This window comes from Arthrobacter sp. MA-N2, from assembly GCF_000517125.1.
In the GTDB taxonomy this organism is placed as follows: Bacteria; Actinomycetota; Actinomycetes; order Actinomycetales; family Micrococcaceae; genus Arthrobacter; species Arthrobacter methylotrophus.
On sequence record NZ_KI912156.1, the window covers coordinates 47569 to 69645 of the forward strand.

Consider the following 22077-nt stretch of genomic DNA (forward strand, 5'->3'; position numbering starts at 1 on the left):
TTTCAAATTACTTCCACGACGAAATATATCTATGATGGAGATAATTGGTCAATGGCACATCAGTGGGATAATTTGAGGCTGAAGGAGGCCTCATGGATGACAATCAGCACGTTCCGTCCGCTGCGGCGCTCCTCGGGCTACTCCAACAATTCACGGTCGAAACCGATCGCTACGTAGAGGCCGTCAGCAGTAGTCACGATCTTCATCGCACAGACCTGAATGCGTTGGCTGCCATGGTCGCCGCTGCCCGGGAAGGCAGGACCATGACCCCCGGCGCCCTCCGGACAGCGCTCAACCTGAGCTCACCGGCAACAACTGCGCTCGTGGACCGGCTGGACCGGGCTGGCCATCTCGCGCGCCACCGCAGCGAAAAGGACCGGCGACAGGTCCATCTGGAAATGACGGATTCGGCACGCGCCACAGGCAGTCAGCTGTTCTCTCCCCTGGCAAGCGCCATCGCCCCGGTCATCGGCGCCCTTTCACCGGAAGAACTTCACACCGTGATGACTTTCATGCAGGGCGTCATCGAGGCCACCGTGGCGGCCCGCAAGGACGTCACGCCAAGCCATGAACCATCGACTGGAGTTACGCCCGATGTTCCGGTGACTCACAGGGCGGTGCAAGAGTAATCTTGACCACATCGGCTGTGCTGGACCACTTGGTGGGGTGACACCGTGGGTGTTGTGCGATCATCGTTGACCGAACTCCTCGGGATACTTTCCGACGCCGTTTCGCCAGAGCGTGTCCGCTTCGACGACGGCTCCGAACCCCTCGCCAGTCAATCCACCGATGCACCTGTCACCGTCCACACCGTCGCCATGAACAGGGTGGGCCGATCCCGGCGGGAAGGCCCCTTGCTGGACCTTGAACTAAAGGTAGCCGTGGAATGCCATGGCCCCACCCAATTGGACAACATGGAGAAGCTCCTGCTGGCCGTCGAGCATCACAACCAGTACTCCGTGGTCTCCAGCGGCGAGTTCCAGCCAGACGAATACGATGCAGGCATCCGCCAAGGCCTCGGTTTCCTGGTCCGTATTCCCGTCGGGATCCGCTTCGAGGAGCCTTCCGGCCCTCCAGCCGCTAAACCACCCGTCGCGACCACCACGGTGTCCCGCCGGATCCACGGCCGGCTGGTCGATGTCCACAACAAAGGCATCCCAGATGCCTACATCCGGCCGCATTCGTCAGCCACCGCCGTCGTGAGCGATCCCACGGGCCATTTCGAGGTACTTGCCTCAGCGGACGAGCTCCAGCACTTTGTCGTCGCGGTCCGCGGCACTGAGCGTGAAGTCCCAGCCAACACGAGCAGCCTGCCGGTCATCATCCGGTGGGAATGAAAAGGAAGCAAAACTCCAGCAAAACGTCATCACCGGGCGGTCAGGCGCCAGACATGAAATGATCAACCATGCGCCCGATGCAGCACTCCAGCAAACTACAGAACGTCCGTTACGAGCTCCGCGGTCCCATCCTGCAAGCCGCCAAGACAATGGAGGCCGAAGGGCACCGCATCCTCAAGATGAATCTCGGCGACACCGCACCGTTCGGACTGGAGGCGCCGGAGTCGGTTGTGGTGGACATGATCCACCACATCCGCGGTGCCCAGGGGTACAGCGACTCGAAAGGGATCTTCACGGCGCGGACCGCGATTTCGCAGTACTACCAGACCAAGAACCTGATGAATATCGGCGTCGAGGATATCTTCATCGGCAATGGCGTCAGCGAACTGATCTCCATGACGCTGCAGGCATTCTTGGAAAATGGCGACGAGGTCCTGATTCCCGCGCCGGACTATCCGCTGTGGACCGCAACAGTCACCCTCACGGGCGGCAAGCCCGTGCACTACCTCTGCGATGAGGGCCAGAACTGGTGGCCGGACATGTCCGACGTCGAAGCGAAGATCACCAAGCGCACCAAGGCAATCGTCATCATCAACCCGAACAACCCCACGGGCGCGGTCTACCCACGCCACATCCTGGAGCAGTTCGCGGCATTGGCCCGCAAGCATGATCTTGTCCTGTTTTCAGACGAGATCTACGAAAAGATCCGCTACGAGGACGCCCAGCACATCCACACCGCGTCCGTGGCGGACGACGTTTGCGTCCTGACTTTCAGCGGCCTTTCCAAGGCCTACCGCATGCCGGGCTACCGTGCCGGGTGGGTAGCCTTGACCGGCCCGCATGCCGCCACCGCCGAATACCGTGAAGCACTGGAGCTCCTGGCTTCCCTCCGTTTGTGTTCCAATGTTCCTGCGCAGCACGCCATCCAGACCTGCTTGGGCGGCTACCAGAGCATCGAGGAACTCATCAAGCCAGGAGGCCGGCTCCGCGAGCAACGGGATCTTGCCTTGAAGCTCCTCACTGCGATCCCCGGCGTGAGTTGCGTCCCCGCAGCCGGGGCCATGTACCTGTTCCCACGGCTGGATCCCGAGGTTTACCCGATCGAGAGCGACGAGAAGTTCGTCCTGGACCTCTTGCAGGACCAGAAGATCCTGGTCTCCCACGGCACGGCCTTCAACTGGCCCACCCCGGACCACTTCCGCTTCGTCATCCTGCCGTCGGTCCGGGAAATCGAAGAAGCCGTGCGCAGGATTTCGATGTTCCTGGCCGCGTATAGGAGCCGGCCTGAGGACCCCAGCTAGTTTCCACGCCGAGGAACCCTGGCCGCGTGGGCCCCGACTAGCTCGCATTTATTGCCGTTATGACGCCCCATAGCGACAACAAATGCGAGCTAGTTGGGCAGTTCCGCCCGCTTTCGAGTCCGTGGGGTAGCGTTTCCCTATGAACGAGCAGAAGCCCGAAGACGTCTACACACACGGCCACCACGAATCGGTCGTACGCGCCCACGCCTCCCGGACGGCCGAGAATTCTGCCGCGTTCGTCATCCCGCATCTCACCGCCGGAACATCAGTGCTCGACGTCGGATGCGGACCTGGGAGCATCACGTGCGACTTCGCGGAGCTGGTGGCCCCCGCAAAGGCAGTCGGGCTGGACCGGTCCCCTGAGATCGTGGCCCAGGCTGCATCGCTGGCGTCCGAGCGCGGCGTGGAAAACGTGGAATTCGTGACCGGCAACATCTACGGCTTGGACTTCGAGGATGAGACCTTCGACCTCGTCCATGCGCACCAGGTCCTGCAGCACCTGACCGACCCCGTGGCCGCCTTGCGCGAAATGCGGCGCGTAGCCAAGCCCGGCGCCATCGTTGCGGTGCGCGATGCCGATTTCCACGGCATGAGCTGGTACCCGGAGGTCCCCGAGCTCGACGACTGGATGGAGCTCTACCAAAAGATCGCCCGCCGGAACGGAGCGGAGCCCGACGCCGGGCGGCGGCTCGTGTCCTGGGCGCAGCAGGCGGGCTTTACCGACGTCGCGCCCTCCAGCAGCAACTGGCTGTACGCCACCGCGCAGCAGCGCCGCTGGCAATCGCGGGTGTGGAGCGAGCGTGTCCTGCACTCCGCCTTTGCCGAGCAGGCGTTGGAATACGGGCTCGCCAACGAGGCAGACCTAGCCCGGATCTCCGCCGGTTGGCACCGCTGGGGCTCCACGGATGATGGCTTTTTCCTGATTCCGAATGGGGAGGTCATCGCGCGGGCGTAGCGCCTGCCAAAACCCCGCGGGAAATTCCCTTCGCCATGTCGAAAAGCGTCATGCAGTTCCGACCCATGAACGAAAGCGCCCGCACGGGGCGCCCACATAAGGAGTTCGAGATGAAATACATGATCATGATGTTTGGTTCCGCGGAAGGCATGATGGAAACCGCCGATCCCGAATGGATCCGGGAAATGATCGGTTTCATGATCCAGATCGACAAGGACCTCAGCGATTCCGGCGAGATGGTCTTCAACGCGGGCCTGGCCGACCCTGGCACCGCCAAACTGGTCAAGCAGACGGACAACGGCGTCATCACCACCGACGGGCCCTTCGCCGAAGCCAAGGAATCCCTGATCGGCTACTGGGTGGTGGACGTGGCCAGCGAGGAACGGGCAGTGGAAATCTGCTCCAGCATCGTGAAATACGCGCCTGTCGTGGAGCTCCGCCGCGTCCAGGACGAGCCGCCGGAGGTCTAGCCCTTGGCCAAGCCTTCCCGGGAGTCCATGCTCGAGGACCTGCTGCGCACCCTCGCGCCGCAGGTCCTCGGCGTGCTCGTGCGCAGGCACGGCCAATTCGCTGAGTGCGAGGACGCCGTCCAGGAAGCGCTGCTTGAGGCCGCATTGCAATGGCCCGCTTCCGGCGTTCCGGACAATCCCCGGGCGTGGCTGCTCACCGTCGCCACTCGCCGTTTGGTGGACCACTGGCGCAGCGAAAGTTCCCGGCAAGAGCGCGAAAAGCGTGCGGCAGCGTTGGAACCGCCGCCCAGCGAAGCGCCTTATTCAACGAGGGACACGGGCGGGTTTGCAGAAGATACCCTCGCCCTCCTTTTCCTGTGCTGCCACCCCGCTCTCTCAGCACCCTCGCAGCTGGCACTGACTTTAAGGGCAGCCGGAGGGCTCACGACGGCGGAAATCGCCAGCGCGTTCCTCGTACCGGAAGCCACGATGGGGCAGAGGATCAGCCGGGCGAAGCAGCGCATCAGGAAGGCGGGAGCCCATTTCGAACTCCCGGAAGCCGGGGAGCGAAAGGCGCGTCTCGGCGTCGTGCTCCATGTCCTGTACTTGATCTTCAACGAGGGCTACGCGGCAAGTTCCGGCCCCTCCATGCAGCGCGAGGAGCTCACGCGGGAGGCGATCCGCCTGGCGCGGCTCCTCTGGAGACTGCTCCCCGGCGAACACGAGGTGGGTGGGCTGCTCGCCCTGATGCTCCTCACCGATGCCCGACGCCGGGCCAGGTCCCTCCCGGACGGGGTGCTCGTGCCGCTCGCGGAGCAGGATCGCAGGTTGTGGGACTCGGCGCAGATCACCGAGGGCTTGGAACTTCTGTCGTCCGTGCTCGGCGTGGGGCATCCCGGGCCTTATCAAATACAGGCCGCCATTGCCGCGGTCCATGCCGAGGCGACCACCGCGGACCAGACCGATTGGCCGCAGATCCTGGCCTTGTACACGGTTCTCGAGGCCATGGCCCCGAGCCCGGTCGTTACGCTCAATCGCACCGTCGCCGTGGCCATGGTGGATGGGCCGCAAGCGGCCCTTGAGCTACTGGGCGGGCTTGAGGCGGACCTCAAAGACTGGCACAGGCTCGACGCCGTCCGCGGGCACCTGCTCGAAATGTCCGGGGATCGCATACGGGCCCGGGAGTGTTTCCTCGCCGGAGCGAAGAAGACCAAGAGCCTTCAGGAGCGGCAGTACCTCTTGGTGAAAGCGGCGACTCTGGGGCAGTGAACGACTACCGGCTCGCGGCCGAACATCCGATCCCACGTTACGCTCCTCTTGGCGTTCTAACGCTTTTAGCCATTATGTACATTTCGGCGCGCACGGCCTAAAATTGAGCCATGAGCGAGATGACAGTGACTGACGCGCGGAGCCGGCTTTCCGAGGCGGTCGATACCGCGCGTGTGAGCCATGAACCGGTTTATTTGCTGCGCCGGGGCCGCCGCGTGGCCGCGCTGATCGACGCCGAGGATCTGGCCACGCTGATCGAAGCGGCCGAGGATCTGGAAGATCTCCGGGCAGCGAACGCGGCGCGGACGGAAATGGCGGAGACCGACGATGGCCCGGTGCCGTGGGAGGAAGTCAAGGCGGAGCTGGGCCTGGCGTGAGCTATTCCGTGCAGCTCGCGCCGGCCGCCGTCCGGCAGTTGCGCAAGCTCCCGCCGGACGCCCGCAGGCGCATCCAGGCCGCCATCGAGCTCCTTGCCGAAACACCGCGCCCGCCGGGAGCAAAGAAGCTCTCCGGCAGCAGCGGTGACTGGCGTGTCCGCACCGGTGATTACCGGATCATCTATGAGATCCGGGACGCCGAGCTGATCGTCCTGGTGCTCGCCATGGGACACCGGAGGGACATCTACCAGCACTAGACGGTTCGACGTGACCCCGGTTGCGATCTCAAGCTATCGGAGCGTCGCTCCGTCCCGGGCTGCCCGGACAGATCGTGTCAGGAGGGCGTGGACGAGCAGGACGGTAAACACAGCCGCGCAGAGTGCTGCTCCAAGGGCGAATGTCGCACTGATTCCACTGCCTGTCGGGTGAAGATCGGGGCCCATGTTTGCCGCAAGTACCGCTCCGGCGACCGCGGTGCCGAAGGAGCTCCCTACAGTGCGCAGGACCTGGTTGAAGCTCACCGAACTACCCAACTCTTCGGTGGCGACGCTACGGGCAATCAATGCCGGCATCGCAGCGTAGCTGGCGCCCATCCCCAAGCCGAAGACCAACATGCCGATCAGGATCTCCCACAGTCCGTTGTGGGCAAACCACAGCAGCATTCCCGCGGCCGTCATCATGCCGGCACCGATCGGCAACAGCGCAGTCAGAGGGATCCACCGCGAAAGCCGGCGCACGAGGCGATTGGCCGCAAAGCTTCCCACCGACAGCGGGAACATCACAAATCCGGCCCAGAAGACGGGCAGCGCGATACCGTAGCTAGTGGAGGAAGGAGCCTGGGCGACGAGGCTCGAAATCGAAAGTCCGATATACATCGCTGCGCCTAGGCCGACCGCCGTGCCGTTGGCGAGCAACACTTCCCCGTTGCGCAGCACCCGAAGGTTGATCAAGGGGTGCGTGGCCCGCAGCTCCGCCCCGATCCACGACGCCAGGACGGCTGCCGCGAAAATGAGGGTGCCTACCGTCCATGGCGAGCTCCATCCCCAGTTCGGCCCTTCGCTGACGCCCAAGAGCAGGGCGCCAAGGCCGAGACCGAGCAGAGCAGCCCCGGTGTAGTCAAAGGGCACCCGCAGGGCATGCTCGTCCGGGCCTGCGGGCACGGTGCGGAAGACCACCATGATGGCCGTGACGACGAACAGCGCCGCAAACCAGAATGCGAACCTGAAGTCGAAGAGTCCCGCGATGATTCCGGTCAAGGGGTAGCCGATTCCGATCCCTGTGGACACGGTCACCGACAGGCTGGAGATCGAGAACTGCACCTTGTCGGCAGCGACGTAGCGGCGGGCGAGGGCGATTGTCACCGGGACAATCCCGTAGCTCAAGCCCTGAAGGGCCCGCCCGATCAGGAACACCGTGAAGTTCGGTGCCGCCGCGGCGACGATGGACCCAAGGAGGATGATCGACAGCGACCACAGCAACAGCCGCTTCTTATGCGGCCCGTCACTGAGCCGGCCCATGGCAGGGGTCGCGATCGCTCCCACCAGAAGATTGACGGTCAGCATCCATTGCGCCGTGCTGACGGAGACGTCCATCTCGCGGGAGATGGTCGGCACCAACAGCATGCCCAGCGAGCTGACGATCGCTGTGGAAAGCGCCGCGTAGACCAAGGCCGGCATGAGGCGCGAGCGTGTGGCTGGTTCAGTCAACAGAGGCCTCCGACCCGAGCTTCCGGAGGACCGGGATGGCTTCTTCCAAGGTCCTCCGCTCCTGCGGCGTCAGGCGTTCCGTGATTGCCCGATCTAGCCAACCGAGACCGGCCGCAGACTCCTGGGCCAACTTCTGCCGCCCGGCGTCGGTGAGCTCGATCCATACCCTGCGCCGGTCCCCGACGTCGGGGACACGCACCACCAATCCCAACCGTTCCAGTTCGCGCGCGGCGAGCGAGATGGCCTGGGGGCTCACCTGGACCACCGCCGCCAATTCCGCCGTCGGGGTACGGCCATGTTCGGCCACATGGCGGAGCACGCCCAACTTCCCCGAAGAAAGCGTCCTATCCGCGTTCAAACGCCGCAACAGCGGAAGCAGTGTTTCGAAGAAGGAACGGGTCATCACTTGGTCCGTCGCAGTTGCATCGGTCATTCCCTAAGTGTACAAGCAACTTGATCAAGTTGCTTGCGCATATCGTTCTCGTGGAACCAGGTCATGCGAACGACGACGACAGCCGCACCACCCGCACGTCCGGGCGCCGCATCCTGCGGGCATAAGCTGGATCGGTGGAGATTTCGCTTTGGCTGGCACTGGTAGGCGCCGGCACCCTGATCAGTTTCACTCCCGGCGCTGGCGCCATCTCCACCATGAGCAATTCGCTAAGTTCGGGATTCCGCCGCTCCATCTGGGGAGTTTTGGGGCAACAGGCGGCATTGATCATCCACATCCTGATCGTGGCCCTCGGCGTGGGCGTTCTGGTCTCCAGCTCGCCGGTGGTCTTCAACGTGATCCGCTACACGGGAGCGGCTTATCTGGTCTACATGGGCATCCGGCAGTTCCTGCACCGGCCCGACCTGGACAAGGAAAAAGTGGAGGCGCGGCGGAATGAGCCGGCTTGGTCCATGTTCCAGCGTGGCGTTTGGGTGAACCTGCTCAACCCCAAGGCGATCGTTTTCTTCCTGGCCTTCATGCCGCAGTTCATCCGCCCCGAGCAGCCTTTGATTCCGCAATACCTGATCCTCAGCACCACGATCGTCTTCATCGACATCTGCGTCATGTGGTTCTTCTTCGCTCTGGCAGCCCGTTCCTTCCAACGATTCACGCACAACGAACATGGCCAGAAGGTCCTCAACCGCACTTTCGGGGTGCTGTTCATGTCAGTGGGCGTACTGCTGGCCGTCATCCACTAAAGCCCCCCGGCCCATAGCCGCCCGCAGCCGCCGGCCAAACCAGCTCCCTACGCCGTGGAGCCCCGCACCACCAACGAGCTCTCCAGGGTCAATTGCGGCTGCTCCAACTCGCGGCCTTCCATGAGCCCGCGCAGTTGCTTGCCTGCTTTGAGTCCGAGCGGAGTGGCTGGCAAATGCACACTGGTCAGGCTCGGGTTGCTCGTGGCCGAATATGGCAAGTCGTCGAAGCCTGCTACCGCCAGTTCCTCCGGAATCCGGACGCCGGCCACACGGGCTTCCTGCAGTACACCGTAGGCGTGCGTATCAGTCCCGCAGACGACGGCGGTGACCCCGGCGCGTTGCCAGTCCGGCCAGGCGGCGGCAAAGGCGGCCGCGGCAGCGCCGACGTCGATGGTGGTACTGATGATGTGCGCGTCGGCCACGGAAATACCGCGCGCATGGGCCTCGTCCAAGAACGCCGCCCGGCGCACCTCGAACGTTGCCGTTCCGGTCACACTGTCCATGTAGGCCGCTCGCTTGTGCCCCGAGTCGGCAAGATGTGCTGCCAATTCACGGGCACCGTGCGCGACATCGAGGTTGACCGACGGGGCGTAGGACTCGAGGCCCGGGGCATCGAGAAGGACCAGCGGCCCGGCAACGGAAAGCTCCTCCAGGAAGGCTGCGCTGGGTGCATCCACCAAGAGGCCGGCAGGGCGGAGTGCCAGGAGCCTGCGGACATCGTCAGCGCGGGGGAACTCACCGGCGTCCGTCACGGAGAGCAGCAGCTGGTAATCGGAGCCGAGCGATTCACGGACCCCGGCGATGACCTTTGCGAAAAACGGGTTGGAGATATCCGGCGCCACGAGGATCACAATCGAGCTCACGCCTTTAGCCAGGGAACTGCCGATTCCATCTACCACGTAGCCAAGCTCGGCAATGGCCTCGCGGACGCGCGAAATGTTGTCTTCGGAGACCCTGCCCTGGGTTTTGCCGTTGGCGACCAGGGAAACCGTCGCCGTGGAAACCCCCGCCAGCGAGGCCACCATCGCCGCGGTGACGCGTTGAACCCGATTTGGGGCTTGGTGAACTCGATTGGCGGATTCCATACATCGATCGTAGCGGTGAATCGGCCCTTTCCCACGTGGCAAGGCATCAAGCGCTTGACACCACGAACGTTAAGCGCTTGACGTAACCCCTGCTCCAGTGCCAGAATTCCTCTGAATGCTTTAGCGCCCTGCCTGCGCAGGCCCCAATGACGTGGAGATGAACATGGACCCCAACACCATGACCCGTGAACGCAAGAAGATCATCCTGGATTGCGATCCCGGCCATGACGATGCCGTAGCCCTGCTGTTGGCTCACGGCAACCCGGACATCGAGCTGCTGGCCGTCACTACGGTGGTTGGCAACCAGACCCTCGAAAAGGTCACCCGCAACGCCCTGTCGGTAGGCACCATCGCCGGCATCACAGGCGTTCCCTTTGCCGCCGGCTGCGACCGTCCCCTGGTCCGGTCCATCGAAACTGCGCCGGACATCCACGGCGAAACCGGCATGGACGGCCCCGAACAGCCCCAGTCCACGATCGAGCTCGACCCGCGCCACGCCGTCGACCTCATCATTGAGACGATCATGGCGCACGAACCGGGCACCGTGACCCTGGTCCCCACCGCGGGACTCACGAACATCGCCATGGCGGCCCGCAAGGAACCGCGCATCGTTGAACGCGTCAAGGAAGTGGTCCTCATGGGCGGCGGCTACCACGTGGGAAATTGGAGCGCGGTGGCCGAATTCAACATCATCATCGACCCCGAAGCCGCCCACATCGTGTTCAACGAAAAATGGCCCGTGGTCATGGTCGGCCTGGACCTCACGCATCAGGCGCTGGCCACTCCGGAGGTTGTCGAGAAGATCGCCGCCGTGGGCACCAAGCCGGCAAAGTTCGTGATGGAACTGATGGAGTTCTTCACCAAGACCTACAAGGACGCCCAAGGTTTCGACTATCCACCGGTCCACGATCCCTGCGCCGTGGCCTACGTGATCGATCCGAGCGTCGTGAGCACCCGCAAGGTACCCGTCGACATCGAACTGCAGGGCAAGCTCACCCTCGGCATGACCGTGGCCGATTTCCGCGCCCCCGCACCCGCTGACTGCAACACTTCCGTCGCGGTCGACCTCGACCACGAGAAGTTCTGGAACCTCGTCACGGACGCGCTGGTCCGCATCGGCGAACCCGGCGCCGTCGAACCGCACGAACCCGGCGCCGTCGAACCGCACGAACCCGCCATCGCCGGAGCCGGCAGCACCGCAGGAGAGGCCAAGTAAATGACCACCCTTATCAACGAAACCAAGACCAACCGCGGCAACGTCACGGCCCTCATGGTCGCCTTGCTGGCCGCCTGCGTGGCCTTCCAGCTCAACGCTTCAATGCTCAGCCCCGCCCTGGTCACCATGGGCAACGAGCTCCACACGGACCAAGCCGTCATCGGCCTCTCCCAAACCTGGTTCTTCACCGCCGCGGCGTTGTTTTCGCTCTTCCTGCCGCGGCTCAGCGACATCGTGGGACGCAAGAAGATCCTGCTCGGTATGATGCTCCTGATGGCCGTTGGCTCGGTCATCGCGGCCATGGCCCCGGATGTCACGTGGCTCTTTGTGGGCCGCATCATCCAGGGCGTCAGCGGCCCCACCGTCCCGTTGTGCCTCATCATGCTGCGCTCCGCGGTCAACAACCCGCGCAAATACGGGGCCTTGATGGGACTCATCACCGCAGTCAACGGCGGAGTGGCCGGCGTCGACTCCTTCGTGGGCGGCTACTTCGCCGAGCACTTCGGCTTCCGCAGCATCTTCTGGCTCATGGTTGGCCTGGCAGTCGTGGCCACGGCACTGATCGCCCTCTTGGCCGGCGAAAGCAAGCCGGCGGCCGGCACCACCATGGACTGGCTCGGCGTGTTCTTCATCGTGATCGCGGTGGGCGCGCTCCTGACGGCCCTCAATGAGGGCTCCAAGCTGGTTGGCGCGTTCTCGTCCGGCACCCTGATGCTGGCCATCGGGCTGATTGTGGTCGCCGTCGTCGCGTTCGCGGCTTTCTGGACGGTGGAAAAGCGCTCCAAGGCGCCGATGGTGGAAACCATCCACCTTCGCCAGCGCTCCACTTGGGCACCGCTCCTGACCACCACCCTCGCCATGACCGGTATCTTCGCCGTCATCAACGGCATCGTTCCCGCCTACGTCCAGGCCGCCGCACCGGGATTCGGAGTTGGCCCCACCGAGATGTCCCTCATGATCCTCACCCCGTATGCCCTCCTCGGCTGGGTATTCGGTCCCATCACGGGCCGGCTCGCCCCCGTCCTCGGCTACACCAAGGTCCTGCGCATCGGCATGGTAGGCAGCATCGCGGCCCTGGCCATCATCGCGTTCTTCGGCCTCAGCAGCCTCCCGCTCATGATCGCCGGAACGGCCTTGCTCGGCATTATGTACGCCGGTACGGTCAACATCATGCTCAACGGACTCGGCGTTGTCCTCTCCCCCGCAGGAAACCCCGGATTCCTGCCCGGTATGAACGCCGGCGCATTCAACCTCGGCGCCGGCCTGAGCTTCCTGGTGCTTCCAGCCGTCCTTGTGGCGACCTCCGCGATCGGCGACGCCAAATCCTCCTACTTGACGGTCGTCGTCGTCGGTCTGGCCATCACGGTTGCCGCCTTCGCGGCGTCGCTGCTCATTCCCAAGCCCCTCGAAGCCGAGGTTGAAAAGTGACCCGCCGGATCGTCGTCGTCGGGTCCTTGAATGCGGACCTGACCATCTATTGCGAGCGGCTCCCGCTTCCGGGCGAGACCGTCCACGGCAACGGCTTTGCGGTCAATCCCGGCGGCAAGAGCGCCAACCAGGCCGTCGCAGCGAGCAAATTGGGCGGTACGGTGAGCCTGATCGGCGCGGTCGGAAATGACCCGAACGGCACCATGCTCCTCGACTCGACGGAAGGAGCGGGCGTGGACGTTTCCCGGGTCCGCCGTTCCTCGGACGTGGCTACGGGCGTCGCGGTCATTGCGGTGGACGCTCACGGCGAGAACAACATCATCATTTCGGCCGGGGCCAATGGGACGCTCGCCCCCGCAGACATTTCCGCGGACGCCTTCGACGACGCCGCGGTGCTCTGCCTTTGCCTGGAGGTCGGCCTGGAGACCGTGGAGGCGGCTGCCAAAACAGCGCACGACGCCGGTGCGACGGTCTTGTTGAACCTCTCGCCTTACGCCGAAATCCCGCAGAGCTTGGCCGCCTTGAGCGACGTTTTGCTGGTCAACGCCCACGAGGCTTCGATGTTCCTTGGCGACGCCGAGATGCCCCATCCCGGCGCGCACGCAAGCGCCTGGGAACCGGTCCGGAGCCAGTTCGCCGAGCGCGGTTTGGAGCGGGTCCTGGTTACCCTCGGCTCACATGGCTCGGTGGTGTTGGATTCGATCGCCGTTCCGGGGGAACAAATATCCCGGATCGCACCCACCAAGGTCAACGCCGTCGATACCACCGGCGCGGGGGACGCTTTCACCGGCGCCGTTGCCGCCCGCCTTGCCGCAGGCGAAACCCTCGCCGAGGCCGCGGCGTTCGCTTCGGTTGCCGCGGCGCTCGCCACCACCAAGAAGGGCACCCAGGCCGCCTACCCTGGCGCCGGGGAGGTCCTGGAACACTTGCGGATTTCCTGACGCAGCTCGCCTCAACTTCCTACCTGGTTTTGGAACCCGGACCGCGGAATCCCGGCAGCCACGGCCGCGATTCCGGGCATAAACGGTAGGAAGTTGAGGCACTTTTACCCCGCCATCAGCGACTTTACAAATTCTGTAATTTTGACTAGCCAAGTCGGGGTCACATCCCCCATGCTTGCTCCATGCACTCAGCGCCGAGCCCATACCGCATCATCACCGTCTGCACGGGAAACATCTGCCGCTCACCCATGGCGGCGCTGATGTTGACCGAAGCGTTCGACGCCGGAGGGCTGGGCGGAGCGGTTGTTGTGGACTCCGCGGGAACCACGTCATACGAAGCCGGGCACCCCATTGATCCGCGCGCCGCCCGTGTCCTGTCGGCCCACAGCATCTCTTCCGAGAAGCACATAGCCAGGAGCTGGCGGCAGGAGTGGTTCCGCGAGCGCGACCTGATCCTGGCCCTCGACGTAGACCACTATGGCTGGCTCCATGAGGCTGCCCCGGACTCGGAAACGCCCGCCAAAATCAGGATGCTTCGCAGCTTCGACCCCTCCGTGGCGCACCGGAGCACTTTGGACCTCGGCATCGAGGACCCCTGGTACGGCGGCCACCACGATTTCGACGTCACGTGGACCCTCATCATGGCTGCGGTCCCCGGGATCGTCGCCCACACCCGGGCTGCCCTCGCAGCTGCGCACCAGGGGCAGGACTACGGCCCACAGCAGGTACGCTCTATTTCATGACCCCAGCACCCGTGATCATCGCCATCGATGGCCGCTCCGGCGCGGGAAAGACCACCCTCGCCGTCGAGCTTGCCGCCCGACTCCGCATGCATCACAAGGTGTCGCTGTTCCATCTTGAGGACATTTATCCGGGGTGGAACGGACTCGCCGCCGGCATCGAGCGCTACGTCACCACTGTCCTGGCACCGTTGCGCAAAGGCGACGCCGCCGAGTGGGTCAGCTGGGACTGGGAAAAGCACTACGACGGTCGCAGCAATGTGACCCTGCCCGCCGAAATCGTCATCGTGGAGGGCGTCGGGGCCGCGGCCAGCGACGCCCGGCCCATGCTGGACGCCGTGGTCTGGGTGGACGCTCCCGACGACGAACGCAGGCACCGTGCAATGGCCCGGGACGGCAGCAGCTACGAGCCGTTCTGGGATGGCTGGGCGGCGCAGGAAGACAAATGGCTGGAGACGGACGACGTCCTCGACCACACCGATATCAGGGTGCTGAACCGTGCCGACGGCAATGCCCCGGATGACGTCCTGCAGTCGCTGAACTATCTCCCTTCGCTCTCCCCGGTGCTGTCCCCCGAGCTCTCGGCACGCCGCGGCTTACAGCTCAAGGCCGAACGGATCGCTGCCGCGCCGGACCCGGCGGCCCTGTTCCAAGCGCTCTACGCCACGTCCGCAAACGCCGTTTGGCTCGATTCTTCCAATGCCGCTGTTGCCAGCGGCGCCGCTGCCGAGCGCAGCCGCTTCAGCATCCTGGCGGACGACGGCGGCTCGTTCGGCCAGTCGGTCATGCACAGTTCCGGGGCCACCAGGCTCAGCATCGGATGCGCCACGGTGGAGACTACCGGTCCCTTCTTCCGTTGGCTGGACACCGTGTGGGGCAGGAAGGCTGTGAGGCCACCAGCCGGCTATGACTGCGAATTCACGCTCGGCTGGCTGGGCTACCTCGGCTATGAACTGAAGCGGGAGACCGGTGGCAGCGACGTCCGGGCCGGCACTCCGGATGCGGCGTTGCTCTTCGCGGGCCGGGCCGTGGTCCTCGACCACCGTGACGCCGCGGTCTGGCTGCTCGCCGTTGAAGCCCCCGACGCCGATGATTGGCTCGGGCGCGCGCGGGGGGCCGTGCAATCCGCGGCCCCGGTAGCCCAAGCAGCCGGCGCACCCCAAGCAAGCGGCGCCCCGGCGCACCCGGCCGGGGACCCCGGCGTCGGGCATCAAACGCTTGAGTTCTCCAGCCGCGACACCGAGGACGAATACAAGGCCAAGATCGCCATCGCCCAGGAGCAGATCGCCGAAGGCAATACCTACGAAGTCTGCCTGACCACCACAGTGACTGCTACGGATCCCGGTCTGGATCCGTGGGAGAGCTACCTTGCGCTGCGCAAGCGCAACCCGGCGCCGTTCGCGAGCTACTTGCGGTTCGGCGAGCTGACGGTCGCCAGTACCTCGCCGGAACGCTTCCTGCGGATCACCTCCGACGGCGGCATGAAGGCTGAGCCGATAAAGGGCACGAGGGGCCGTGCGGCGGATCCCGGAATCGACGAAGCCCTGCGGCGCGGCCTTGAATCTTCGCTCAAGGACCGCGCCGAGAACATCATGATCGTGGATTTGCTCCGCAACGACCTCAGCCATTTCGCGGTGCCCGGATCGATGACCGTCAGCCGCTTGTGTGCGGTGGAAAGCTACGCCACGGTGCATCAGATGGTGAGCACTATCGACGCCCGGCTACGGCCGGGGGCACCGCGGGCCGAGGCCGTTGCGGCTGCCTTCCCGGCAGGATCCATGACGGGCGCTCCGAAGATCAGCACCATGGGCATCCTTGACGGGCTGGAGTCCGGCCCGCGTGGGGTCTACTCCGGCGCGATCGGCTACTTCTCGCTCAACGCGGCGGCTGATCTCGCCGTCGTGATCCGGACTTTGGTGATGAGCTCAGACGGCGACGGCGGACGCACGCTCAGTCTCGGCGTCGGGGGCGCGATCACGGCGGACTCCAATGCCGGCGAGGAATACGAGGAGGTCCGGACCAAGGCCTTCGGAGTGCTCTCGGCCCTAGGGGCGGAGTTCCCCGAGGGGTAAGCGGTCAGTCGTGCTCTTCGGTGCGTGCGCGGGCCGTTCGCGCGTCGTTACGGGTGATCGCGTAGTAAATGGTGCTGGCCAGGATCGCCCCTACGAACCATGAATACGGGCCCAGGCCCGAGCCTCCCGGCAGGAAGGTCTGCAGGGCCGGGACCAGCGCCAGGACACCCGCGACGACGGCGGCCGGAACCAGCGCGGCAATGGCCTTGAGGTTCCAGCCCTTCGTGTAGAAGTAGAGGCCTTTCTCGTCCTCGTGGTACAGGTCCGACACCTTGCAGCGCTGGTGCCGGATGCGGAAGAAATCCGTGAAGATGACCCCGAACAGCGGACCAAGGAGCGCGCCCAGGCCACCCAGGAAGTACACGATCACCACCGGGCTGCTGAAGAGGTTCCACGGCAGGATCACGATTGCCATGACCGCGCTGATGAGGCCGCCGCGGCGGAAGTCGATGCGGTGCGGAGCCACGTTTGCGAGGTCGTAGGAGGCCGAAACGAAATTGGCTACCACGTTGATGCCGATCGTCGCCACCACGAACGTGACCGCCGCGATGATGGTGATCCACGGATTGTTGATGGCCTGAACGATCGCCACGGGATCCGTGATGACCTTGAACTTGTCTTGTCCGCGGTATTGCTCCGCCGTGAAGTAGGAGGCTGCGCCCGCCGTGACCACCACTGTCACCAGCGCGAAGGCGATGAAGTTCACGGGCAGGCCCCAGAAGTTGCCGCGCAGAATGGTCCTGCGATCCGGTGAGAATCTGGAGAAATCGCAGAAATTCAGGAGCAACGCGGCGAAATAGGTGACCGTCAAGGCGATTTCCGAGAAGAACTGTGTCCAGGCTGCCGGGCCATCCAAGGGCGCGACGCCGGGGATCGAGAGGCTGAATTTGTCGCCCGCTTGCGTCAGGATGTAGATCGCGAGCGCGAACATGGCAACCCAAATGGCAGGACCTGCCCAGTCCTGGAATTTCCGGACCGTCTCCATGCCCCGGCGGATGACCAGCAACTGGACCGCCCACAGGACCAGGAAGGCGCCCCAACCGAGCGGCGTCAGGCCAAGGATGTGAGGCACATCGGGACCGTCAAGCGGGGTCAGCCGGGGCCACACCGAGAACAGCAGCACCAGCACCGCTTCGGAGGCGAGCCAGGTCTGGATCCCGTACCACGCAATGGCGATCAAAGCCCGGATCAGGGCGGCCAGGTTGGCACCGAAGAGGCCGAAGGACATGCGCGCCAGGACGGGGTACGGGACACCGGTCTTCTGTCCGGCTGTCCCGGCGAAATTCATCAGGAAGTAGACCAAGGTGATGCCAAGGACCAAAGCCAGGAAGACTTGCCAGCCCACCAGCCCGGTGACGAAGAGACCGGCAGCGAAAGTGTAACCGGCAATGCTGTGGACGTCGCACATCCACAGGGCGAAGAGGCTGCGTACCCGCCAGTTCCTTTGCCGGGCCGGCGCCAGGTCGGCGTTCCACAGCCTGTCGCTGACCAAACGTCCCTCGGCCAGGATCCGGACCTTCTCAGGGTATTCGTCGCCCGGCTCGCTCGGTGATTGCACCGCCGGGGACTCGTTCTTCCGCGTCATGATCCCTCCGAACAACGCTTCCAAACATGCTTGGGATTACAGAATCGCCCCTTTGCCGCTGGAAAGAAAGCCCGTAGCCTGCGGGGCACAGTTGGCTCCACAGGCTACGGACATTGGAGTCTGATCCGAGTCGTGCAGTTTCTATTCGTGCAGTTTCTATTGGGACCTGCGGGGTCCTTTGATGGCCCAGAGCACAATTCCGAGTGCGACTAGTCCCAGTGCGGCTGTGATCAGGCCGGCGCGTTCGAACCCTGTGGACGTACGCTCAGGAACCCAGGTTCAACATCTCGACAAAGCGATCGATCATCATGTGTTGCCCTTTGATCTGGGAGATCATCTCCGGGCTGGCGATTTCGCCGTCGGGCAGTTGTCCCGAACCACCCGAGGGCCCCAAGGGAAGGATGATGACCGGCCGCGACGGCGTATAGGCGTCCAAGCCGGCGGAGCCGTCCAATTGGGCCTGGATGTTCTTGGCAACCACCACAGCCTCGCGTCCAGCGACGCCGGCCTTATTCACGTCGATCGCCGAGATGTCGCCCAGGGCATAGACATTCTCGAAGCCCGCCACCCGGAGTTCGGGCGTGACTTGCAGATAGCCGTCGGCGGTCCGGGCAGCGAGCAGCTCCCCTGCAACATAGTCGGTCTGCGGGGCTATCCCGTAGCAGCGGAACCAGATGTCCGCCTCGATGGCAGTGCCATCTACGGTGTTGACCGTGAATGTCGCGAATTCCCCGGCGGGAACCGAAGGCAACTGCACCAAGGGGCTGCCCATGATTCGCCGGATGCCGATGCCGTCCAGCTGCCGATTGACCTCGGCGCGCAGCCGTGGATCGTATGGTCCGGGAAGGATGTCCGGGGCCAGATCCACCAGCACCACGTCCTTGTCCGGCCATGCGGCAGCAATCTCGCCGGCAAATTCAAGGCCCACCGCCCCGGCGCCCAGGAGCATGACCCTGCTGGCACGCTTGAGGTCATCATGTGCGGCTTGGTAGCGCGCGATGGCGTCGGTGGTGACCATGCGATCGCTCTTGGCCGGGAACGGATAGCTGGAGCCGCTTGCCAAGACGATGTAATCGGGCGTCAGCCGGGTTCCGGAAGCCAGCTCGACGGTGTGTCCATCCACCCTCACGGCACGGTCCCGGAGCACGGTACCGTGCACTAGAAGACGGTCATACGGCAAAAACATTCGCGGCAGGAAATCGGGTTGGACGACTGAGCGCAGCGCCGCGATGTTGTGCACGAAGGCGTCCTTCGGCTCCACCAAGGTGACGGCCGCCTGTGCGTCGAGTGCTTTGGCTACGGCGATACCACCGTAGCCTCCACCGACTATTACTACAGAGGCGTTCGAAGCGTGGTCATTCATGGCAACTCCTTTGGGCCGAAGAAGCTCACGCGGCTCCGCGCCGCGCAGATCGTTTATGAATGACAACGATTCCTAAGGACCGATAATTTCCTCAGTGATAGGATTTCTCGATGAGTCCGTCAGTAGCAGGCAAGCAACTGGGTTTCCTCCTGGCCCGCCACGGGCGCATCATGAACACCCGCCTCCGCCAAGCGCTGGACTCCTCCGGACTCAGCCCAAGGCATGCGGTCCTCCTGTGCCGGCTTGACGAGTCCGGTCCCATCAGCCAGCAAGGCCTCATCGATATCCTCTCGATCGACGCCAGCGCCCTCGTGGCCGTCTTGAACGATCTCGAACGCCGAGGGCTGGCCGACCGTCGCCGGGACCCTGCGGACCGCCGTCGGCATTTCGTTGAAATCACGGCGGAAGGCAAGCGCGCCGTCGCTTCGATCGAGATTGCCGTGGCCGACGTCGAACGGGAAGCCTTCGCTGGATTCTCCGCCGAGGAGATCCGGCAACTTCATGGGCTCCTCTCGCGGATCCACGCCGAACCGGCGGACGAAGCCTGCGCCGAGGACTGAGCCTTATTGGCCCGGTCCTCCTGAAGGTGCCGTGGGCGGTCCAAGTTTGGTTAGTGCTCGGGTGTGATACCTAAAGTCTTTTGCACGGGTGAGCTGATCTTCCGGGGTTGCGCAGGCGACTGCTGAGCGGCGGATCTTCCTTACTCGTTTGCGCGGAGGCCTCCATTTGCTCATTACACGCCTGCACGATTCGTCTGTGGTTGCTCTACTGGGGTTGGGGTTGAAGGTATTGGTAGACGGTTTGGCGGCTGACCCCGAATTCCCGGGCAAGTGCGGCTTTCGCCTCTCCGGCGGCAGCGCGCCGTACCAGGTCGGCCGCCTGGCCGGCGTTCAGCGCCTTGCCCCTGCCTTTGTAGACGCCGGCCTTTTTGGCCAGCGTGATCCCTTCACGTTGCCGTTCCCGGATGAGGGCCCGTTCGAACTCGGCGAACGCCCCCATCACCGACAACAGGAACGTCCCCATCGCGGTGTCGTCTCCGGTAAAGGTCAGGTTCTCCTTCACGAACCGGACCTGCACCTTCTTCTCGGTCAGCCGGCGGACGATGGCGCGGAGGTCATCGAGGTTCCGGGCCAGGCGGTCCATGGAGTGCACCAGTACGGTGTCGCCGTCTCGGGCGAAATCGATCAACGCTTCCAGCTGCGGGCGGTTTTGGTCCTTCCCCGACGCGCGGTCCATGAAGACCCGGTCGCGATGCTCGCCGTCGAGCTGCCGGACCGTGTTCTGGTCCAGTGCGCTGACCCGCATATAGCCGATAGTCTGGCCAGTCATTGTCTCCCCATAGTGTCAGGGAAACTCTAAGAGCCCGCAACCCATGTGTCAAGAAATCGCGTTGACTCATAAAAAACCTCCGCGTAGCCGCATACGTTGCCTCATGGGAAAAGGTCCGGGAAGGGTGGCCGCGGAGATCCTTGAGGGATGGGATTGACGATGGGTGAACGCAAAGCCGTGACGAAGCACCTGGCCGAGTCCTACCGGGCCGGTGACCGGGCCAGGAAGGGGCGGATCCTGGATGAGCTTGTCGAGCTGACCGGCTGGCACCGGGACCATGCGCGGGCGGTTTTGCGGCATGCGCTCGATCCGCCGCGGCCACGGCCCGTCAGGCCGGGACGCGCCCCGGTGTATGGGGCCGACCTGCAGGACGGTCTCGTGCTGTGCTGGGCGGTGCTACGGGGCCCTGCGGGCAAGCTGCTGGCCCCCATGCTGCCGGATCTCGTGCCGATGCTGCGGGCAAGAAGGTCCTGGACATTACCGACGGGCAGGCAGCGATGCTCGCCCGCATGAGTGCGGCGACCATTGACCGGCGGCTGGCCGGTCAGCGGGCGAAGCTCCTGCCGCATGGCCGGTCCCATACCAAGCCCGGATCTTTGCTGAAGTCCCAGATCCCGATCCGCACCTGGGCCCAGTGGGACAACGCTGTGCCGGGTTTCGTCGAGATCGATCTGGTCGGCCACGAGGGCGGCGCCGCGTCCGGGCAGTACTGCTTCACCCTCACGGTCACCGATATCGCTACCGGGTGGACGGTGAACCGGTCCGTGCCGAACAAGGCACAGAAGCACGTCTTCGCGGCCCTGCGGCACGTCCTGGCGGTCTTCCCTTTTCCCGTCATCGGCATCGATTCGGACAACGGCAGTGAGTTCATCAACAACGAACTCTTCGAGTTCTGCCTCGAGCACCGCATCACCTTCACCCGGTCCCGCCCGAGCAACAAGAACGACGGCGCCCACGTCGAACAGAAGAACTGGTCCAGGGTCCGTGAGCTTGTCGGCTACCTGCGCTATGACACCGCCGCGGAACTGGAGCTCCTCAACGAGATCTGGGAGCTGGACCGGATTTTCACCAACTACCTGCTGCCCCAGCAAAAGCTCATCGCCAAGGTCCGCCACGGAGCCAAGGTCAGCAAAACCCACGACCGGGCGACGACCCCGCACAGGCGCGCCGTAGCAGACCCCGCCGTGGCACGGATGCCCGTGATCCGCATGAACGCCCAATACAAGAAGATCAGGCCGGCCGCGCTCTCACGGCAGATACTGGCCCTCACCGGCCGGCTTGAAGCCATCGCCACCGCCAAACAACCGGCACCGATCAAACCCGCTGTGAACGAACGATGGAACCACACCAGCCGGAGGTTTTCACATGAGGCAACGAATCAACCTTCCCGGAGGTAGTGACGTGAGGCAACAGGGAAATGCCACTTTGGACCCCATCCTGACATGTATCCATGGGGATCGTTCCATGCCGGGTTTACGCCCGTTTGGGGTGTACATGAGTCTGCCGGCCCGGTAATAAACAACCCCAGGCGCTACCTGCCCTTCGAAGTCTTAGTGGAAGCTGCATCCTCGTCGTCGCGGTTGACCTCTACGTGGTGCGCGTTCCCGATGCCATTGGTGCCATATCGTGTATGCGCGGATAGTGGCCGGGAGTCCCGGGTTTTCTAGCGACCGGCGGACTTGTTTTTCGTGGTTCATTCCGCCGGGGACCAGGTCATCTACTTCAACCATGCA

23 protein-coding genes are annotated in these 22077 nt (G+C 64.1%); 17 read left to right on the top strand and 6 right to left on the bottom strand.

What is annotated here, in order from left to right:
• The first annotated feature begins 92 nt into the window (after positions 1-92).
• The 8 genes from A3M3_RS25860 to A3M3_RS0118425 all read left to right on the top strand — a co-directional run bounded on the left by A3M3_RS25860 (position 93) and on the right by A3M3_RS0118425 (position 5945).
• On the top strand, positions 93-629 hold the full coding sequence (locus A3M3_RS25860; RefSeq protein WP_051423377.1) for a MarR family winged helix-turn-helix transcriptional regulator: 537 nt from the start codon (positions 93-95) through the stop codon (positions 627-629).
• A 45-nt stretch (positions 630-674) separates the two neighbouring features.
• Positions 675-1337 carry a hypothetical protein gene (locus A3M3_RS0118395; protein ID WP_028267569.1) on the top strand — a complete coding sequence of 221 codons (663 nt, stop codon included), beginning with the start codon at positions 675-677 and terminating at the stop codon, positions 1335-1337.
• Positions 1338-1405: 68 nt separating this feature from the next.
• Positions 1406-2638: a pyridoxal phosphate-dependent aminotransferase gene (locus A3M3_RS0118400; protein ID WP_028267570.1), complete on the top strand. Its 1233-nt coding sequence runs from the start codon at positions 1406-1408 to the stop codon at positions 2636-2638.
• A 139-nt stretch (positions 2639-2777) separates the two neighbouring features.
• On the top strand, positions 2778-3593 hold the full coding sequence (locus A3M3_RS0118405) for a methyltransferase domain-containing protein (protein WP_028267571.1): 816 nt from the start codon (positions 2778-2780) through the stop codon (positions 3591-3593).
• Between the two features lie 110 nt (positions 3594-3703).
• Positions 3704-4063 carry a YciI family protein gene (locus A3M3_RS0118410; protein ID WP_028267572.1) on the top strand — a complete coding sequence of 120 codons (360 nt, stop codon included), beginning with the start codon at positions 3704-3706 and terminating at the stop codon, positions 4061-4063.
• Positions 4064-4066: 3 nt separating this feature from the next.
• Positions 4067-5311, top strand: a complete 1245-nt coding sequence (locus A3M3_RS0118415; protein WP_231497359.1) for a DUF6596 domain-containing protein — start codon at positions 4067-4069, stop codon at positions 5309-5311.
• Between the two features lie 110 nt (positions 5312-5421).
• Complete coding sequence (locus A3M3_RS0118420) at positions 5422-5688, top strand: type II toxin-antitoxin system Phd/YefM family antitoxin (protein WP_028267574.1); 267 nt, start codon at positions 5422-5424, stop codon at positions 5686-5688.
• Complete coding sequence (locus A3M3_RS0118425) at positions 5685-5945, top strand: type II toxin-antitoxin system RelE family toxin (RefSeq protein ID WP_028267575.1); 261 nt, start codon at positions 5685-5687, stop codon at positions 5943-5945. The genes A3M3_RS0118420 and A3M3_RS0118425 overlap by 4 nt, the downstream gene beginning before the upstream one ends.
• Before the next feature lie 33 nt (positions 5946-5978).
• On the opposite strand, the gene A3M3_RS0118430 is transcribed toward A3M3_RS0118425, so the two are convergent.
• Positions 5979-7394 carry an MFS transporter gene (locus A3M3_RS0118430; protein ID WP_028267576.1) on the bottom strand — a complete coding sequence of 472 codons (1416 nt, stop codon included), beginning with the start codon at positions 7392-7394 and terminating at the stop codon, positions 5979-5981.
• Complete coding sequence (locus tag A3M3_RS0118435; protein WP_028267577.1) at positions 7387-7827, bottom strand: MarR family winged helix-turn-helix transcriptional regulator; 441 nt, start codon at positions 7825-7827, stop codon at positions 7387-7389. The genes A3M3_RS0118430 and A3M3_RS0118435 overlap by 8 nt, the downstream gene beginning before the upstream one ends.
• Positions 7828-7961: 134 nt before the next feature.
• Between A3M3_RS0118435 and A3M3_RS0118440 the strand changes: the two genes are divergently transcribed.
• Entirely contained in the window at positions 7962-8585 is a 624-nt protein-coding gene (locus tag A3M3_RS0118440) for a LysE family transporter (protein WP_028267578.1), read from the top strand.
• Between the two features lie 47 nt (positions 8586-8632).
• On the opposite strand, the gene A3M3_RS0118445 is transcribed toward A3M3_RS0118440, so the two are convergent.
• Positions 8633-9610, bottom strand: coding sequence for a LacI family DNA-binding transcriptional regulator (locus tag A3M3_RS0118445; RefSeq protein ID WP_028267579.1), 978 nt, complete (start codon positions 9608-9610; stop codon positions 8633-8635).
• A 223-nt stretch (positions 9611-9833) separates the two neighbouring features.
• Here A3M3_RS0118445 and uriH point away from each other — a divergent pair, with 223 nt between their 5' ends.
• From uriH to pabB, 5 genes are all read left to right on the top strand, one after another.
• A complete protein-coding gene (uriH, locus tag A3M3_RS25865) occupies positions 9834-10886 on the top strand; it encodes a uridine-preferring nucleoside hydrolase UriH (RefSeq protein WP_051423457.1) in 1053 nt (350 codons plus the stop codon).
• Positions 10887-12314: a uridine transporter UriT gene (uriT, locus tag A3M3_RS0118455; protein WP_028267580.1), complete on the top strand. Its 1428-nt coding sequence runs from the start codon at positions 10887-10889 to the stop codon at positions 12312-12314.
• Positions 12311-13255: a ribokinase gene (locus A3M3_RS0118460; RefSeq protein WP_028267581.1), complete on the top strand. Its 945-nt coding sequence runs from the start codon at positions 12311-12313 to the stop codon at positions 13253-13255. The genes uriT and A3M3_RS0118460 overlap by 4 nt, the downstream gene beginning before the upstream one ends.
• Positions 13256-13437: 182 nt before the next feature.
• Positions 13438-13998, top strand: a complete 561-nt coding sequence (locus A3M3_RS0118465; protein WP_028267582.1) for a low molecular weight protein-tyrosine-phosphatase — start codon at positions 13438-13440, stop codon at positions 13996-13998.
• A complete protein-coding gene (gene pabB, locus A3M3_RS0118470) occupies positions 13995-16067 on the top strand; it encodes an aminodeoxychorismate synthase component I (protein WP_028267583.1) in 2073 nt (690 codons plus the stop codon). The genes A3M3_RS0118465 and pabB overlap by 4 nt, the downstream gene beginning before the upstream one ends.
• A 4-nt stretch (positions 16068-16071) precedes the next feature.
• Here pabB and A3M3_RS0118475 read toward each other — a convergent pair whose 3' ends face one another.
• Together A3M3_RS0118475 and A3M3_RS0118480 are read right to left on the bottom strand one after the other, a co-directional pair.
• Positions 16072-17652, bottom strand: coding sequence for an NCS1 family nucleobase:cation symporter-1 (locus A3M3_RS0118475; protein WP_081736940.1), 1581 nt, complete (start codon positions 17650-17652; stop codon positions 16072-16074).
• A gap of 265 nt (positions 17653-17917) precedes the next feature.
• Positions 17918-19015 (bottom strand): FAD-dependent oxidoreductase, encoded by a 1098-nt coding sequence (locus tag A3M3_RS0118480; protein WP_035743349.1) that lies wholly within the window; start codon positions 19013-19015, stop codon positions 17918-17920.
• Positions 19016-19125: 110 nt separating this feature from the next.
• On the opposite strand from A3M3_RS0118480, the gene A3M3_RS25870 reads away from it, so the two are divergent.
• Positions 19126-19575, top strand: coding sequence for a MarR family winged helix-turn-helix transcriptional regulator (locus A3M3_RS25870; protein WP_035743350.1), 450 nt, complete (start codon positions 19126-19128; stop codon positions 19573-19575).
• A 205-nt stretch (positions 19576-19780) separates the two neighbouring features.
• Here the strand turns inward: A3M3_RS25870 and A3M3_RS0118490 are convergent, their stop codons facing one another.
• Positions 19781-20344 (bottom strand): recombinase family protein, encoded by a 564-nt coding sequence (locus A3M3_RS0118490; protein WP_028267586.1) that lies wholly within the window; start codon positions 20342-20344, stop codon positions 19781-19783.
• A 159-nt stretch (positions 20345-20503) separates the two neighbouring features.
• On the opposite strand from A3M3_RS0118490, the gene A3M3_RS29060 reads away from it, so the two are divergent.
• A complete protein-coding gene (locus A3M3_RS29060; RefSeq protein ID WP_231497360.1) occupies positions 20504-20857 on the top strand; it encodes a hypothetical protein in 354 nt (117 codons plus the stop codon).
• A complete protein-coding gene (locus tag A3M3_RS25875) occupies positions 20854-21741 on the top strand; it encodes an integrase catalytic domain-containing protein (RefSeq protein WP_231497361.1) in 888 nt (295 codons plus the stop codon). The genes A3M3_RS29060 and A3M3_RS25875 overlap by 4 nt, the downstream gene beginning before the upstream one ends.
• Positions 21742-22077 lie beyond the last annotated feature (336 nt).